General features: G+C 60.3%; 18 protein-coding genes. 7 read left to right on the top strand and 11 right to left on the bottom strand.

What is annotated here, in order from left to right:
• Positions 1-52 precede the first annotated feature (52 nt).
• On the bottom strand, positions 53-577 hold the full coding sequence (locus tag AAGQ88_RS08840) for a hypothetical protein (RefSeq protein ID WP_342655019.1): 525 nt from the start codon (positions 575-577) through the stop codon (positions 53-55).
• A gap of 67 nt (positions 578-644) precedes the next feature.
• Complete coding sequence (locus AAGQ88_RS08835) at positions 645-1,190, bottom strand: ankyrin repeat domain-containing protein (protein ID WP_342655018.1); 546 nt, start codon at positions 1,188-1,190, stop codon at positions 645-647.
• 489 nt (positions 1,191-1,679) lie between these two features.
• On the opposite strand from AAGQ88_RS08835, the gene AAGQ88_RS08830 reads away from it, so the two are divergent.
• Positions 1,680-1,958, top strand: coding sequence for a DUF3509 domain-containing protein (locus AAGQ88_RS08830; protein WP_093467128.1), 279 nt, complete (start codon positions 1,680-1,682; stop codon positions 1,956-1,958).
• Positions 1,959-2,103: 145 nt separating this feature from the next.
• Here the strand turns inward: AAGQ88_RS08830 and AAGQ88_RS08825 are convergent, their stop codons facing one another.
• The 6 genes from AAGQ88_RS08825 to aroC form a co-directional block, all read right to left on the bottom strand.
• Positions 2,104-2,820 carry a LuxR family transcriptional regulator gene (locus AAGQ88_RS08825; RefSeq protein ID WP_285425725.1) on the bottom strand — a complete coding sequence of 239 codons (717 nt, stop codon included), beginning with the start codon at positions 2,818-2,820 and terminating at the stop codon, positions 2,104-2,106.
• A 314-nt stretch (positions 2,821-3,134) separates the two neighbouring features.
• Positions 3,135-3,818 (bottom strand): acireductone synthase, encoded by a 684-nt coding sequence (gene mtnC, locus AAGQ88_RS08820; RefSeq protein WP_342655017.1) that lies wholly within the window; start codon positions 3,816-3,818, stop codon positions 3,135-3,137.
• A gap of 7 nt (positions 3,819-3,825) precedes the next feature.
• Positions 3,826-4,371 (bottom strand): acireductone dioxygenase, encoded by a 546-nt coding sequence (locus AAGQ88_RS08815; RefSeq protein ID WP_093467119.1) that lies wholly within the window; start codon positions 4,369-4,371, stop codon positions 3,826-3,828.
• Positions 4,372-4,458: 87 nt separating this feature from the next.
• Complete coding sequence (locus AAGQ88_RS08810; RefSeq protein ID WP_342655016.1) at positions 4,459-5,073, bottom strand: methylthioribulose 1-phosphate dehydratase; 615 nt, start codon at positions 5,071-5,073, stop codon at positions 4,459-4,461.
• Complete coding sequence (locus AAGQ88_RS08805) at positions 5,070-6,218, bottom strand: MFS transporter (protein ID WP_342655015.1); 1,149 nt, start codon at positions 6,216-6,218, stop codon at positions 5,070-5,072. The genes AAGQ88_RS08810 and AAGQ88_RS08805 overlap by 4 nt, the downstream gene beginning before the upstream one ends.
• Before the next feature lie 37 nt (positions 6,219-6,255).
• Positions 6,256-7,347 carry a chorismate synthase gene (gene aroC / locus AAGQ88_RS08800; protein WP_285425730.1) on the bottom strand — a complete coding sequence of 364 codons (1,092 nt, stop codon included), beginning with the start codon at positions 7,345-7,347 and terminating at the stop codon, positions 6,256-6,258.
• A gap of 128 nt (positions 7,348-7,475) precedes the next feature.
• Here aroC and AAGQ88_RS08795 point away from each other — a divergent pair, with 128 nt between their 5' ends.
• Together AAGQ88_RS08795 and AAGQ88_RS08790 are read left to right on the top strand one after the other, a co-directional pair.
• Positions 7,476-8,471 carry an alpha/beta fold hydrolase gene (locus tag AAGQ88_RS08795; protein ID WP_342655014.1) on the top strand — a complete coding sequence of 332 codons (996 nt, stop codon included), beginning with the start codon at positions 7,476-7,478 and terminating at the stop codon, positions 8,469-8,471.
• Positions 8,472-8,639: 168 nt separating this feature from the next.
• Positions 8,640-9,440, top strand: a complete 801-nt coding sequence (locus tag AAGQ88_RS08790) for a hypothetical protein (protein WP_342655013.1) — start codon at positions 8,640-8,642, stop codon at positions 9,438-9,440.
• A 117-nt stretch (positions 9,441-9,557) separates the two neighbouring features.
• On the opposite strand, the gene prmB is transcribed toward AAGQ88_RS08790, so the two are convergent.
• Positions 9,558-10,466: a 50S ribosomal protein L3 N(5)-glutamine methyltransferase gene (gene prmB, locus AAGQ88_RS08785; protein ID WP_285425734.1), complete on the bottom strand. Its 909-nt coding sequence runs from the start codon at positions 10,464-10,466 to the stop codon at positions 9,558-9,560.
• A 254-nt stretch (positions 10,467-10,720) separates the two neighbouring features.
• Here prmB and AAGQ88_RS08780 point away from each other — a divergent pair, with 254 nt between their 5' ends.
• From AAGQ88_RS08780 to AAGQ88_RS08770, 3 genes are all read left to right on the top strand, one after another.
• Positions 10,721-11,344, top strand: a complete 624-nt coding sequence (locus AAGQ88_RS08780) for a cysteine hydrolase family protein (RefSeq protein ID WP_342655012.1) — start codon at positions 10,721-10,723, stop codon at positions 11,342-11,344.
• Between the two features lie 238 nt (positions 11,345-11,582).
• Positions 11,583-11,903, top strand: coding sequence for a hypothetical protein (locus AAGQ88_RS08775; RefSeq protein WP_285425736.1), 321 nt, complete (start codon positions 11,583-11,585; stop codon positions 11,901-11,903).
• A 94-nt stretch (positions 11,904-11,997) separates the two neighbouring features.
• A complete protein-coding gene (locus AAGQ88_RS08770; protein WP_342655011.1) occupies positions 11,998-12,558 on the top strand; it encodes a Smr/MutS family protein in 561 nt (186 codons plus the stop codon).
• A gap of 178 nt (positions 12,559-12,736) precedes the next feature.
• Here the strand turns inward: AAGQ88_RS08770 and AAGQ88_RS08765 are convergent, their stop codons facing one another.
• Entirely contained in the window at positions 12,737-12,928 is a 192-nt protein-coding gene (locus tag AAGQ88_RS08765) for a hypothetical protein (protein WP_342655010.1), read from the bottom strand.
• A gap of 213 nt (positions 12,929-13,141) precedes the next feature.
• Positions 13,142-13,330, bottom strand: a complete 189-nt coding sequence (locus AAGQ88_RS08760) for a hypothetical protein (RefSeq protein WP_306470498.1) — start codon at positions 13,328-13,330, stop codon at positions 13,142-13,144.
• Between the two features lie 235 nt (positions 13,331-13,565).
• Here AAGQ88_RS08760 and folE point away from each other — a divergent pair, with 235 nt between their 5' ends.
• Positions 13,566-14,111: a GTP cyclohydrolase I FolE gene (gene folE / locus AAGQ88_RS08755; protein WP_342655009.1), complete on the top strand. Its 546-nt coding sequence runs from the start codon at positions 13,566-13,568 to the stop codon at positions 14,109-14,111.
• Positions 14,112-14,145: the final 34 nt, after the last annotated feature.

Here is a 14,145-nt window from a genome sequence, read left to right as displayed (position 1 = left end):
ACGTTGAGCCCCCACGGCTTTCAACGCAATCAGGCAGTCCGTGCCTGTCGTTTCATTCCTGCGCTCTGAGCGCTTCGAGCGACGGTTCGATGAGAATGCCCAGCTCCACGCCAAGTTCCATCACGCGCGCACGGTCATTGCCGTAGACCAGCACCGTCTGCAACTCATCGTCCAGTGGCTCGCTGAGATTCATCAGCACATAGCCGCCCATTTCTTTATTCATGCTGCCCAGCTGGATCTGGATTCGGTTCAGTGCGGTCAGCGGTTCGGCCTTGGCCAATTGTTTGGGCTTGATGTTGAACGTGACATTGGGCCCGAACGACGCCGTGATTTCACTGAACAGATCCATGTAGGTGTCCGCCTGAAACATCACCGTTTCCGGGAGGCTGCCCACCACGATCCACTCGCCCAAGGGAATGGGAAAGGTGTCGTCGTAATTGATGTCGGGGTTGGCGTCGAGAAACCCTTGCGGGTCGGCATAAGCCTGGGCGGCCTCATCGGCGACTTTTTCGATTTCCTCGTCGCTCATGCAGCCGGAGCTGATCTTGCTGATGAATTCGATGAGTGAAGCTTTCATGTCGTGTGGTCCGCTGGCGAAAAACAGGCGCGCAGAATAGCCGGAAATGCTGCGCGCCTCTATCGCTTCAGGCGCCTGACACGCCCAACCGGGTCAACTGTTCTGCGGTCTCGGTCGCGCCCATGGTTTGAGCGGCCATCAACGGAGTGACGCCTTTGGCGTCCTGAACGTGGGGGTTGGCGCCTTTGGAGATCAGGTAATCGACGATCGCCGTGCGGTTGAACATCGCCGCCATCATCAGTGCGGTCCGACCATCGGCGGACGCGCCCTCAACGTCCGCTCCGCCTTCGACCAGAATCCGGACGACTTCCAGATCGCCCTTGAACGCGGCGCCGGCAATCGGGCTTTGTCCATTGTCATTGCGCAGCTCCGGGTCCGCTTTGTGTTTGAGCAAAACCTTCACCGCATCCTGATGCCCGTGGTAACTGGCCAGCATCAGCAGCGAATCACCCTTGTGGTTGCGCAGATTGGGGGTCAGTCCGTTCTCCAGCAAGCGATCCAGCATCTGGGCATCGCCGGCCCGCGCACGGTCGAACACCTGCTCGGCGAATTCCAGCGCCTCTTCGTCGGTCATGCGCGTGGCGGAACCGGGGACGTTAGGTGCTTCAGACATTGCGTAACTCCTGTAGCGCAGACGGCCTGCGCGTGATCGATCATGTGAGCCGGAAAATCTCAGAGACCCGGGCCTGAGGTCAAGTTCCGTGTCACTGCACGATGCCAGTTCGGTCTACCAGCGACGGGGCATAAATATTGATCGCCTTTATAGACTGGCTTTGAGCGATGTTCGCTCGTCAAAAGAGACGCGCTTGCGGCACATAGCCATCTGTCGGCGCGGTGGAAATATTCTGTAGCGTCCGGAAATAAATCCGGGATAACGCTGTCTGAGATTTCAACACCGCTCGATTTTCCCCTTACTGCCCTCCTCTTCTCCCGCAAAATGCAGGACGCCCAACAGCCATTCATGCAAATTGCACGAAACAAAAAAATCTGAAAATTCGTAACTTACTGATTTATAACGATTTTTATTGAAGCCAAATACTGGCACAGTCACTGCACTAGTACTTCCAAGCTTGTTATCCCATGAGCAATGGAGCCGCTAGACATGACTTTCATTCAAGAAAAATTCGCTTCCGTATTCTCCGATTTCGAAGTCACCACCCAGCCGCGTCCTGACGGCGGTGTATTGCTGTCGTTGCGCAACCACGAGGGCAAACAGATTCGTCGCTCCGTGTCCTATGCCCAGTTGCACACGCCAGTTCAGCTCGAATGGGTCATCAGCGCGATTCGCCGCGATCTCGCCGCACAAGCCAGTGAACTGCCGGCCATTTCGATGCTGCAAAGTCAGCACCGCTTCGACCTGCCGACTTACCACACTCGCTGAGTCGACAGCTGCTGCCCGTTACACCCTGAAGCTACGCCCTGAAGCATCCCTTTCAAAACCGCGACAGCATGCGTGCCGTCGCGGTTTTTTTTCGTCCGGATGATGAGTCGGTGGCGGCCAGGACATCGCGGCACGGGCCACCTTGTCAGGTGATAATGCCTCGACACAGCGCCTCGCCCACTGCCTGAGCGCGATTGGTCACGCCGAGCTTGGCGTAGATGCTCTTGAAATGATGCTTGACGGTCGCCTCCGACACTTCCTTGATCAGGCCGATTTCCCAGGCCGTCTTGCCTTCACGCGCCCATTTGAGAATTTCCAGCTCCTTGGGCGTCAATGCCCGCGTCTGCAATTGCCTGCCCTTGCCCGCCACATGCAACATGGGCACCAGACTCGTCAGCAGGTAGCGGTCGTTATGGGACAGCGGGCGCTCCATGCCGTTAAGCGAGCAGATGGTGATGACGCCCTGATTCGCACGATTCTGGCTGCTGTACCCATAGGAAAACGCTGGCAACAGCTGGCAATCTTCAACGGCCGCCATGTAGGCGGATGACGGCGGGTAGGTCTTGAAAGCGTCTTCCCAGTCGAGAAACCCCAATGTGTGTCGAAAGCAGCGTATGACCGGATCTTCGATCATCAACCGACCCTGGCAGTAAAGGTCTTTCCAGTAACTGTCCACGTTGGCGGTGATGCAACTGAGCAACATGCCGTTGCGGTACTGATAGAGCATGGCCCGCTCGCAGCGGCATTCTTCCCTGAGCCAGTCCAGTGCGTTAGCAATGGCGGCGTCGCCGTCCTGTTCAGTGATGCTGCTGACCATTTGCTGGATCAATGGGCTCAGCGTCCCTGTTTGCACGTTTTTCATCTTCCCCTCCGTTTAAAAAACGTCATTTCGCGTCCCTGAATGGCCTTTGATTTGTAATAGATGCCAGCCTCCCCGACGGTGCAGGTCATGCACGACCCGCGCGTCTTGAAAAGCTGTCAGGATCCGACAGGCGAAGGGTTACACAGTCCGTGGGGGTTAAACACAAGGGTCAAAACAAACAGGCATGCCTGACTTGCAAACAAGCAACTTCCCACAAACGAACAAAAACGTACTTACATTTTTTATCCTCCAGCAACGAAAACGGCCAATGTCAGAAACATTGGCCGTTCATTTTCTACTGACAGAACGTGTCGTCAGAACGCCGTCGGATCGATCACCGCGAAGCTGGCAACGTTGGCATGACCTTCCAGCGACCCACCGCTTCTCACCAGCCCGCAGGTCGCCATTCCGGCTGCCTGGGCGGCGTCCAGTTCCTCGACGATGTCCGAGAGAAACAGGATTTCATGAGCCGCAACGCCGATGGCCGACGCAATGGTCCGATACGACGCATCTTCACGCTTGGGACCCGAGGTCGTGTCGAAATAGCCGCTGAACAGCGGTGACAGGTCGCCCGCCTCGGAACGGCCGAAAATCAGTTTCTGCGCCTGAATCGATCCCGACGAATAGACATAAAGCCTGAAGCCTTCGGCGTGCCAGCGCCGCAGCGCTTCGACCGCGTCCGGGTAAACGTGGCCCTTGAGCTCCCCGGCGAGGTACCCCTGCTGCCAGACCATGCCCTGCAACGCCTTGAGCGGCGTGGCCTTGCGATCCTCGGCAATCCAGTCCAGCAGAATCTCGATCACGCGCTCGACATCGGCGCCAGGTTCGCCGCTGTCTTCACGCACCGCCTGCACCTGCGCCGCCACCTGCGCCTCGTCGGCGTGCTCGCGGACATAAGCCGGCAAGTGCGCCTTCGCGTAAGGAAAGAGCACGTCGAAGACGAAACTCACGGCACTGGTGGTGCCTTCGATGTCGGTCAGAATTGCTTTGATGGCCATGGGATTCTCAGTCTTCCAGACGCGGGAACTGGCTGGCGATCGATTCGCCAGTGAATTTCGCGACCCAGCCTTCCGGGTTGTTAAACAGTCGAATGGCGACGAAATGTGGATGCTCGCCCATGTCGAACCAGTGGCGCGTGCCCGCGGGGACGGAAATCAGATCGTTCTTTTCGCACAGCACGGCGTAGACGAAATCCCCGATGTGCAGGGTGAACAGACCCCGTCCGGCCACGAAGAAACGCACTTCGTCCTCACCATGCTGATGCTCGTCGAGGAATTTGGCGCGCAATTCGGCTTTTTGCGGATGATCGCTGTTGAGGCTGATGACATCGACCGTGACGTAGCCGCGCTCGGTCATCAGTTTGTCGATCTGTGTGCGGTAGGCCGAAATCACGTCTTCCTGACTGGCGCCCGGGGCGATGGGCGTGGCTGCCTGCCAGCGGTCGAATGCCACGCCGTGCTCGGCCAGGGTCGAGGCGATGTCTTCGAAGTGGGTCAGGACCTTGTTCGGCAACTCAGGAGATGACACGTGATAAACGCTAAGACTGCTCATGACGGGGTTCCTCGGTTCGGTCGGCGCGCGCCGGCTCTGCTGGCCGGTCAGGCGCGTTCATACAGGCAAATAAAGAGCGGCGATGCATCAGCGATTGAGGACTGACAGCGTCTTCAACTCGCACTCGAACAGAAATTCAAACGCCTCGATCTGGCGCAAAGCATCACTCATCTTCGCTCCCCAGGTGTACAGGCCGTGGCCGCGAATCAGATAACCGGCGCAATCGGGATGCTGATCGAGCCAGGGCTGGACCTTTTGCGCCAGGCGCGCGATGTCCTGATCGTTGTCGAATATTGGCACCACCACCCGGGATTCGTGGGTAACGACGCCACTGAACGCCTTCTGCAGTTCGTAATCCTCGAACACCAGATGATCGCCAGCCGTCAGCCGCGACAGCACCGTGGCATTGACAGAATGGGTGTGCAACACCGCGCCCACTTCAGGCTTGCAGCTGTAAAGCTGGGTATGCAACAGGGTTTCCGCCGACGGCTTCTTGCCCGGTTCGAGGCTGTTGCCGTCCAGGTCGGTGGCCAGCACATCGTCCGGGCCGAGCTGCCCTTTATGCTTGCCGGACACCGTGAGCAACGCCTGGGTCGGAGACAGGCGCACCGAGTAGTTGCTGCTGGTGGCAGGCGACCAGCCGCGACCGTAGAGAAAACGGCCTGCTTCGATGATGTCCCGGGCCAGTGTTTCGCGATTCATACGCGGTCCTCTTTCAAACATGATGCAGTCAGAATGGCGGCGGCCATGGCCGCCAGACTGGCGATGGCGAAGGTCCAGCCGGCGCCCAGCGAGTTCCAGCTGTAACCGGAATACAACGCACCCAGTGCGCCGCCGGTCCCGGACAAAGCGGCATACAGCGCCTGGCCCTGCCCTTGCTGACGCGCGCCGAAACTACGCTGCACGAAATGAATGGCAGCCGCGTGAAAGCTGCCGAACGTGGCGGCATGGAGCAGTTGGGCGATGATCAGAACCGGCAGATGATCAGCCAGGTTACCCAGCAAAAGCCAGCGCAGCGACGCCAGCACGAAACTTGCGATCAGCACCCGGCGCACGCTGAAATGTTGCAGGATCCGGCTCATGGCCAGAAACATCAGCACCTCCGCGACCACGCCGAGGGCCCAGAGCATACCGATGTTGCCGCGGGTGTAGCCCATGTGCTCGAGGTGCAGCGTCAGAAAGGTGTAGTACGGGCCGTGGCTGAGCTGCATCAGCGCGACGCTGCCATAAAAGGCCAGTACGCCGGGGCTGAGCAGTTGCCGGAGGAAGCCGCCCCCGGCCTGGCGCGGGCCACTGTTGACGGGCTGGGCGTTCGGGACCCACCAACTGCTCGCGACGATGCCGGCCATGATGAACAGCAATGCCTGCGGGTACAGATCGAGGCTGAACCACTCGAACAGACGTCCGAGCCCCACCACCGTCAGGATGAAACCGATCGAGCCCCACAGGCGAATCTGGCTGTACCGTGAGGTCTGCCCTTGCAGATGCGCCAGCGTGATGACCTCGAACTGAGGCAGCACCGCGTGCCAGAAAAACGCGTGCAGGGCCATCACCATCGCCAGCCAGGCGTAGGACTTGTCGACCAGAATCAGCGAAAAACAGGCCAGCGTGCAGACCGCCCCGAAGCGCACGATGGGCAGCCGCCGCCCGGTGTAGTCGCCGAGCCAGCCCCAGATGTTCGGCGCAACGCAACGCATCAGCATGGGAATGGCGATCAGCTCGCCGATGCGCGCGCTGGGAAACCCCAGATGATCGAAGTACAGCGCCAGAAACGGCGCCGTGGCCCCGAGCAAGGCGAAATAGAACAGATAGAAACTGGACAGTCGCCAGTACGGCAACGCTGCCACGTTCAACAGCCCGTGGCAGCCGCGTCGGGCCAAAGCATTACAGCTGACCCAGAACCGGCGTATTCACCCGCACATCGCTGTTCTGCCCGCGATGACGCAGCAGATGATCGAGGAGCACGATGGCCATCATCGCCTCGGCAATGGGCGTGGCGCGAATGCCGACGCAAGGATCGTGGCGGCCCTTGGTGATCACCTCGACCGGATTGCCGTCGACATCGATCGAACGGCCCGGCGTGGTGATGCTCGAGGTCGGCTTCAGGGCCAGGTGGGCGACGATTGGCTGGCCGGAAGAAATCCCGCCGAGAATCCCGCCGGCGTTGTTGGAAACGAAGCCCTCAGGGGTAAGCTCGTCGCGGTGTTCGGTGCCGCGCTGGGCAACGCTGGCAAACCCGGCACCGATCTCGATGCCCTTGACCGCGTTGATGCTCATCAGCGCGTGCGCCAGCTCGGCGTCGAGACGGTCGAAAATGGGCTCGCCCAAGCCAGGCATGACGCCTTCGGCGACCACCGTGATCCTGGCGCCTACCGAGTCCTGGTCGCGGCGCAGCTGATCCATATAGGCTTCGAGCTCAGGCACCTTGTCCGGATCAGGGCTGAAAAATGCGTTCTGCTCGACCGAGTCCCACGTCTTGAAGGGGATGTCGATCGGGCCCAGCTGGCTCATGTAGCCGCGCACCGTGATGCCCTGGGTCGCCAGGTATTTCTTGGCGATCGCGCCGGCCGCAACGCGCATCGCCGTTTCACGCGCAGAGCTGCGACCGCCGCCGCGGTAATCGCGGATACCATATTTATGGTGATAGGTGTAGTCGGCATGGGCGGGGCGGAAGAGATCCTTGATCGCCGAGTAGTCCTTGGACTTCTGGTCGGTGTTGCGGATCAGCAGGCCGATGGCCGCGCCGGTGGTCTTGCCTTCGAAGACGCCGGAGAGGATTTCCACCTCGTCAGCCTCCTGGCGCTGCGTGGTGTGGCGGCTGGTGCCTGGCTTGCGACGATCGAGGTCCCGTTGCAGGTCTTCCAGCGACAGCTCGACGCCCGGCGGGCAGCCATCAACGATAGCGACCAGCGCCGGACCATGGCTTTCGCCGGCGGTGGTAACAGAGAACAGCTTGCCGTAGGTATTGCCGGACATGCGGGAGGCTCCGAAAAACAGTCGATAACTCAAGCGCGCCAGTATACGCAGCCTGCGCGCGTAGTTCATCCTCGAACCTTCTTCGATTGGCCGCGTCCAATTGACACTTTATTGATGATGGTCTTGAGATGCTGAGTGCCTTACCCCTGATTCGCGGCTTCTGGCCGCTGCGAGCAATCATCTTGAGCCTGACCCTGCTGTCCTCCCTCGCCCACGCTGGAACACCCGTGGTGCTGCAACGCCCGATCAGTCTGGACACCGGAACCGGCGAGCTTTTCGGCACGCTGCTGCTGCCCAAATCGCCGAACCCGGTGCCTGTGGTGCTGATCATTGCAGGCTCCGGCCCCACCGACCGCGACGGCAACAATACCGATGGCGGACGCAATGACAGCATGAAACGCCTGGCGCTGATCCTGGCCAGGCACAACATCGCCAGCGTGCGTTATGACAAGCGTGGCGTGGCGGCCAGCCGGCCAGCCACCCCGGACGAGCGTGATCTGAGCATAGAAAAGTATGTCGACGATGCCGTCGCCTGGAGCGCAAAACTCAAGTCCGATCCGCGTCTGGGCCCGTTGATTCTGATGGGCCACAGTGAAGGCGCGCTGGTTGCCTCCCTGGCCGCCGAGCGCGCCGGCGCCGTGGCGCTGATTTCCGTTGCCGGGACGGGCCGCCCGGTCGATCAGGTGGTGCGCGAGCAACTGCAATACCGTCTGCCGCCGCCTCTGCTGGCGCGCAGCGAGCAATTGATCGAGGAGATCAAGGCTGGCAAGACCGACGACAACGTGCCTGACCCGCTGCAAGTGGTGTTCCGGCCGAGCGTCCAGCCGTACCTGATTTCGCTGTTCCGGCAGAACCCGACCGCAGCGTTCGGCCGTCTGAAAATCCCTACGCTGATCATTCAGGGACGCAACGACATGCAGGTCGGCGTCGGGGATGCGCAATTGCTTCAACAGGCCAAGCCGGATTCGCAACTGGCGATCATCGATGGCATGAACCACGTGCTGCGCATCGTGCCGATGGACATGAAGCGTCAGTTGGCATCGTACAAGGACCCGCAGCTGCCACTGGCCAGCGAAGTCACCGACCGGATTCTCACGTTCATCGGCGCCCTGCCCGCCGCCTGAACTGCACCCGCACGCGATCGCCCCCGCAGCCAACTGCCCCGAAGGCTCTGCTGCGGGGCAAAACAAACTGTTTCTGCATGGTTTTCCCCTTCAGCTTCGTCGAAAACGGCCGATATCGGGATGCTGGCATTGTGTTTGCCGAGCAATGTCGAGAACAGGATCGCCGTGATGACAGAAGCAATGAGTGTGGCCGAGCCGGTCGCCCCGACCGACGCCAAAGAAGCTGAAGCAGCCTCCCCCGTCTTGTGGGAAGAGGTGCAGGCCGAGCATTTCTCGATGCTGCGTCTGGCCCCGCTGCCGACCGACCGCGCAACCGGCGGACGACCGCTGCGCTTCGTCGAATTTGGCAAGGCCGAGCGGCACAGCAAGGATTTCAGCCTGCTGCGCATGAATTACCAGTTGCCGGGTCAGAAAACCCGCAAAGAACAGAATCACCTGGACGTCTGGGTAGACCACAGCAACCGCACCGTTCGTGTCGGCCCTGAATCGGGCTTGCAGATCGAGCCGTGGAACCGTGGCCTGGGTCGCTTCATGCTGGCGCAAGGCATCCACTGGGCGCAAAAGCGCTGGTCCGAATACAAGATCGAAGGCACAGCGCTGGCCAACAAAGATGCGCTGAACGAAGACACGCGCCTGCGTCGGGACCACTTTCTCAAGACCCAGGGCTTTGATGTCGCCTACGCCGACGCGCAGCACCTCAAGGGCAGCGTCAAAGATGCCAAAGTGGGCAATCTGAACAACACCTGGAACACCGACAAGATCCAGATCGTGGAAATTCTCGAAGCTGCGCAGATGCTGCAGGCCGCCGAACAGAAGATTCTGGAACAGGAAGTGACGATCAAGAAAGCGGAAGACAAGGTCAGCAAATACCGCCGGGATGACAGCGGTCTGCGCTTCACCATCGCCTGTCTGGTGACTTTCGCCGTGTTTCAGGCCGGGTTGCTGATCTGGATCGCCACCAACCGGTAAGCCCGATCCCCCATCGTTTCGATGGGGTCAGCTTGCTGGCGAACGCGGCGTCAAGGTCGGCAACGACCTGACATACACGATTCGCCAGCGAGCCCTCTCGAGACGTTCAGGTCTGCCTCAAATCCTTGCAGCGAACAGCGCCTGATGCTCGCGGCACTGCCCGGCGGTCAGCATGAACACGCCGTGGCCACCGCGGCGGAACTCGAGCCAGGCGAAATCGACTTCCGGGTACAGCGCTTCGACGTGAACCTGACTGTTCCCGACTTCGACGATCAACAGCCCCTTCTCGGTCAGATGATCCGCCGCCTGCGCCAGCATCCGACGCACCAGGTTCAGGCCGTCATCGCCACAGGCCAGCGCAAGCTCAGGCTCATGCTGATACTCATCAGGCATGTCGGCGAAATCCTCGGCATCCACATACGGCGGGTTGGACACGATCAGATCGAAACGCTGACCTGGCAGACCGTCGAAGCCGTCGCCCTGCACCGTGTAGACGCGCGCATCGAGACCATGACGCTCAATGTTCTGGTTCGCCACTTCCAGCGCTTCGAACGACAGATCCGCCAACGCCACTTCGGCATCGGGGAAGACGTCCGCGCAGGCGATGCCGATGCAGCCGGAGCCGGTGCACAGGTCGAGAATTCGCGCAGGCTCGTTCGCCAGCCACGGCTCGAAACGCTGCTCGATCAGCTCGCCAATCGGTGAGCGCGGGATCAGCACGCGCTCGTCGACGATGAACGACATGCCGCAGAACCAGGCTTCGCCCAACAGGTAGGCGGTCGGCACGCGCTCATCGATGCGGCGTTTGATCAGGCGCTGCACCTGCACCAGTTCTTCGTCTTCGAGGTTGCAATCGAGGTAGTTATCGGAGATTTCCCAAGGCAGGTGCAGCGCCCCCAGAACCAGTTGGCGGGCTTCGTCCCAGGCGTTGTCGGTGCCATGGCCGTAGAACAGATCTTCCCCGTGGAAACGGCTGACAGCCCAACGGATATGATCGCGCAGGGTGCGCAGGCGGGAAGTGATCACAGCAGACTCCTTGAAAAAACGACGGGCGATTCTAGCAGCCATCCCTTCAACAAACGATGCCTGAACCCGACACCGGCGTACCCCGGAAAATTTTCAACAGCCTTTCGTACAATTTGCAGGCAATATGACAGTAACCGCGACCTGCTCGACAGCTTTAAGCCCGGCGAAAAAAGCGACGTCTGTGAGCATGACGATTCACAGAATCGCTCTGCCAGTGGACAATGTGGCAAAAGCCCCACTCGAAGGAGCCCCAGATGTCTGTTTCAAACAACGGTCCCAAGACCATGTTTCAACTCAGTGGCCGTGAATACGCAGCGGCCACTTTGAGTAATGCCACGCTGATCATCATCGATGCCCAGAGGGAATACCTCAGCGGCCCGCTGGCCCTGACCGGGGTTCAGGAAGCCATCGATAACATCGTCAAACTGGTCGACGCAGCCCGCGCCGCGAAGTCGCCCATTATCCACGTCCGCCATCTGGGCACGGTCGGCGGCATGTTCGACCCGCAGGGCGAGCGCGGCAAGTTCGTGCCCGAACTGCAGCCGCAGGCCGGGGACCTCATCATCGAGAAACGCCTGCCCAACGCACTGAACGGCACCTTGACCACTGACGATGGCAAGACCCTGCACAGGCTGCTCGAAGACCTCGGTCGTCTGGATCTGGTGGTCTGCGGCTTCATGAGTCACTCCAGCGTCAGCACCACGGTTCGAGCGGCCAAGGATTACGGCTTCCGCTGTACGCTGGTCGAAGACGCCTGCGCGACCCGCGACCTGCCGACGCCAACCGGCGTGATCAAGGCCGAGCTGGTGCAGCAGGCGGAGATGGCAATCATGAACGACAACTTCGCCAGGCTGACGCAGACCGAAAGCCTGATCTGAGCGCGACACCTTTCCTCAGGAACTGATCCGACCCATCCGCAGCCCATTGCCCGGCCGGCGCATCATTTTCCGGCAGTTCCTGAAGAAAAAGCGTACAAATGCACTCATCAGGTTGTGTGATGCCTTTCACATAACCGCCTATCCATTAATCAGTCGTGTTTACCTTTGAATCCTGACCCTGCGGGAACCCCGCCTACGCAGACGGGTCAGAGCGCCGATACCCATAGAGGAAATCGGAATGAAAATATCCGATGGTTTTGATGCCCGTCGCCTGCGCCCGAAAGGCCAGAGCAACTGGGGAATGCGCTTTGGCGCAGCAATCTCGGCAATTCTCGCCACCGCGGGCATCCTGCTCGCCATGGCTGGCGTGGCCAGCCTGATCGGTCACCCCGCTGCACTCGGCGAGCTCAATGCCAGCCCGGCAGGCGCCGTAGTGACCATCATCGTCGGCCTTCTCCTGCTGTACGCCGGCGTCTGGCTCTGGCGCCGCAGTCGCCGTCGCCGCCGTCGTGCAGGCGAGCTGAACATGTCCCCGCACCTGATGAAGAAGCACGACTGACCCCTGCCCTGCGGCATCCGCAGCCGTTTGATCGTTTTAGTCGCGCCGATTGCGGCGTGACTTGGTTAAACTGGCGTCCTTCGCGGAGACCAACATGCAAGACGACGACTTTTCCCTGTTCAGAAGCGAGATTCGTGGCGTAAAGCCCATCAAGACTGAACACGCCGATGTGGGCAAACCCAAAACAGACCGTAAGAATCTGGCCAGATTGCGTCAGGCAGCGACCGTCCGTTCCGATGCGACGATTACCGTGGACGGTCTGTCGGACCAATTCGTGATCGACGTAGGCCCCGAGGACACGCTGTATTGGGCGCGTGACGGGGTTCAGGAAGGCCAGATGCGCAAGCTCAAGCTGGGTCAGATCAGCTTCGAGGGCAGCCTGGATTTGCACGGCATGAGTGTGGAGCTGGCGCGCGAGACGATGTGGGAGTTTCTGACCGAGGCCACCCGCCTGGAAATCCGCTGTGTGCGCATCACCCACGGCAAAGCGGTCCGGCTGGACGGCAAACGTCCGATGATCAAAAGCCACGTCAATACCTGGCTGCGCCAGCATCAACAGGTGCTTGGCTTCACTTCTTGCATCCCCCGCCATGGCGGCGCGGGCGCGGTCTACGTGATGCTCAAGCGCACCATGATGGATGGACGTGACGAGTAACTGTTGGTGGCGCGGCCCAGGACTGCTGGGCATCAATTGCGAATGCGATCAGGCGGCAAAGTTATTCCGCCTGACCGGACCGTTCGGGAGCCTGATCAACCCCGTTCCGGATGCATCCGCCCAGCATCCTGAGCAGCGCCGTTGACGGCAGCGCTCAGGATGTGACGCTGATCCGGTATCAGCGCGGACCCGGACCGCCGCCGCCAGGGCCACCGCCACCGCCAGGGCCGCCACCCTCGTAATGACCGCCACCGCCGCCTCCGTGCCCACCGCCATGACCACCTCCGCCCGGACCCCAGAAAGGCCAGCAGCCGGACATGGCTGACATGACCGCGACGACCATCGCGACCTTCGCTATACGACTCAACATTCTCGTTACTCTCTCAACGGCAGGCATTTATCACCTGCCCAGTCTGACAGCGCGATCCCGTCAAACCGCGTCGTCATTTGGTACCCGGCCGGTATCACCGTTGATACGAAACGATGCCATGAAAAAGGCCGCGACGAGGAATCCCTCCAGTCGCGGCCTGCGTTCAGCGCTCGATTGAGATCAGGGCATCCACACCTGATCGGTCTGTGATGATCAGCGGCGGTAATAACCCGGACCCGGGCCGTAGCCGCCCCGTCCGCCGTCGTAATGGCCGCCGTCATAGTAACGATGGTCATGCCAGCCACCACCATGGCGTCCCCAGCCGGGGCCAAAGAAACATCCCGAAACCGACGACGTCAGGGCGATCACCAGTGCGATTTTCGCGATTCGGCTAAACATCATATTCACTCTCTTCATCCGGGCATCTGTCACCCGTTAAATCAGACAACGAGCCGACACATTTCGACATATGGGCTGGGTAAAGGTTGGGTAAAGGTCCCTGCAAGACAGCCCGGCGTCGAGATGCCGCAGGTTTGTCGGTCGCCCGCCATACACCTGCCCGCCCAGCTACGCTACTATGTGCGCCTTTGCAGGCGAGCACCCCTGCCTTTCTTGAACCCACACGGAACACACCCCTGTGACACTGGAACAGAACTACACGGCGATCCTTGGTCAACTCGGCGAGGACGTTTCCCGCGAAGGCTTGCTCGATACCCCGAAACGTGCGGCCAAAGCCATGCAGTATCTCTGCCGCGGCTATCAGCAGACCCTCGAAGAAGTCACCAACGGCGCACTGTTCAGCTCCGACAACAGCGAGATGGTGGTGGTCAAGGACATCGAGCTGTACTCACTCTGCGAACACCACCTGCTGCCTTTCATCGGCAAGGCCCACGTGGCCTATATCCCGAGCGGCAGGGTGCTTGGCCTGTCGAAAGTGGCGCGCATCGTCGACATGTATGCCCGCCGCCTGCAGATCCAGGAAAACCTCAGCCGCCAGATCGCCGAAGCCATTCAGCAGGTCACTGGCGCTCTGGGTGTTGCGGTCGTGATCGAAGCCAAACACATGTGCATGATGATGCGCGGTGTCGAGAAGCAGAACTCCTCGATGATCACCTCGGTGATGCTGGGCGAGTTCCGCGAAAACGCGGCGACCCGCACTGAGTTCCTCAGCCTGATCAAGTGATTCGGGCTTTCTGAAAGGCCGCAGCCGACGTTGC

The sequence above is a fragment of the Pseudomonas sp. F3-2 genome (assembly GCF_038804275.1).
GTDB lineage: Bacteria > Pseudomonadota > Gammaproteobacteria > Pseudomonadales > Pseudomonadaceae > Aquipseudomonas.
This window is presented reverse-complemented; position numbering and strand designations above follow the sequence as displayed.

What these genes read in the sequence shown, in the direction of transcription:
- AAGQ88_RS08790 (WP_342655013.1), top strand. Translation starts at nt 8,640, where the DNA reads ATGACAGAAGCAATGAGTGTGGCCGAGCCGGTCGCCCCGACCGACGCC.
- AAGQ88_RS08810 (WP_342655016.1), bottom strand. Translation starts at nt 5,073, where the DNA reads ATGAATCGCGAAACACTGGCCCGGGACATCATCGAAGCAGGCCGTTTT.
- AAGQ88_RS08780 (WP_342655012.1), top strand. Translation starts at nt 10,721, where the DNA reads ATGTCTGTTTCAAACAACGGTCCCAAGACCATGTTTCAACTCAGTGGC.
- AAGQ88_RS08815 (WP_093467119.1), bottom strand. Translation starts at nt 4,371, where the DNA reads ATGAGCAGTCTTAGCGTTTATCACGTGTCATCTCCTGAGTTGCCGAAC.
- AAGQ88_RS08775 (WP_285425736.1), top strand. Translation starts at nt 11,583, where the DNA reads ATGAAAATATCCGATGGTTTTGATGCCCGTCGCCTGCGCCCGAAAGGC.
- AAGQ88_RS08830 (WP_093467128.1), top strand. Translation starts at nt 1,680, where the DNA reads ATGACTTTCATTCAAGAAAAATTCGCTTCCGTATTCTCCGATTTCGAA.
- AAGQ88_RS08835 (WP_342655018.1), bottom strand. Translation starts at nt 1,190, where the DNA reads ATGTCTGAAGCACCTAACGTCCCCGGTTCCGCCACGCGCATGACCGAC.
- mtnC (WP_342655017.1), bottom strand. Translation starts at nt 3,818, where the DNA reads ATGGCCATCAAAGCAATTCTGACCGACATCGAAGGCACCACCAGTGCC.
- AAGQ88_RS08765 (WP_342655010.1), bottom strand. Translation starts at nt 12,928, where the DNA reads ATGTTGAGTCGTATAGCGAAGGTCGCGATGGTCGTCGCGGTCATGTCA.
- AAGQ88_RS08795 (WP_342655014.1), top strand. Translation starts at nt 7,476, where the DNA reads ATGCTGAGTGCCTTACCCCTGATTCGCGGCTTCTGGCCGCTGCGAGCA.
- AAGQ88_RS08825 (WP_285425725.1), bottom strand. Translation starts at nt 2,820, where the DNA reads ATGAAAAACGTGCAAACAGGGACGCTGAGCCCATTGATCCAGCAAATG.
- AAGQ88_RS08770 (WP_342655011.1), top strand. Translation starts at nt 11,998, where the DNA reads ATGCAAGACGACGACTTTTCCCTGTTCAGAAGCGAGATTCGTGGCGTA.
- aroC (WP_285425730.1), bottom strand. Translation starts at nt 7,347, where the DNA reads ATGTCCGGCAATACCTACGGCAAGCTGTTCTCTGTTACCACCGCCGGC.
- AAGQ88_RS08760 (WP_306470498.1), bottom strand. Translation starts at nt 13,330, where the DNA reads ATGATGTTTAGCCGAATCGCGAAAATCGCACTGGTGATCGCCCTGACG.
- AAGQ88_RS08840 (WP_342655019.1), bottom strand. Translation starts at nt 577, where the DNA reads ATGAAAGCTTCACTCATCGAATTCATCAGCAAGATCAGCTCCGGCTGC.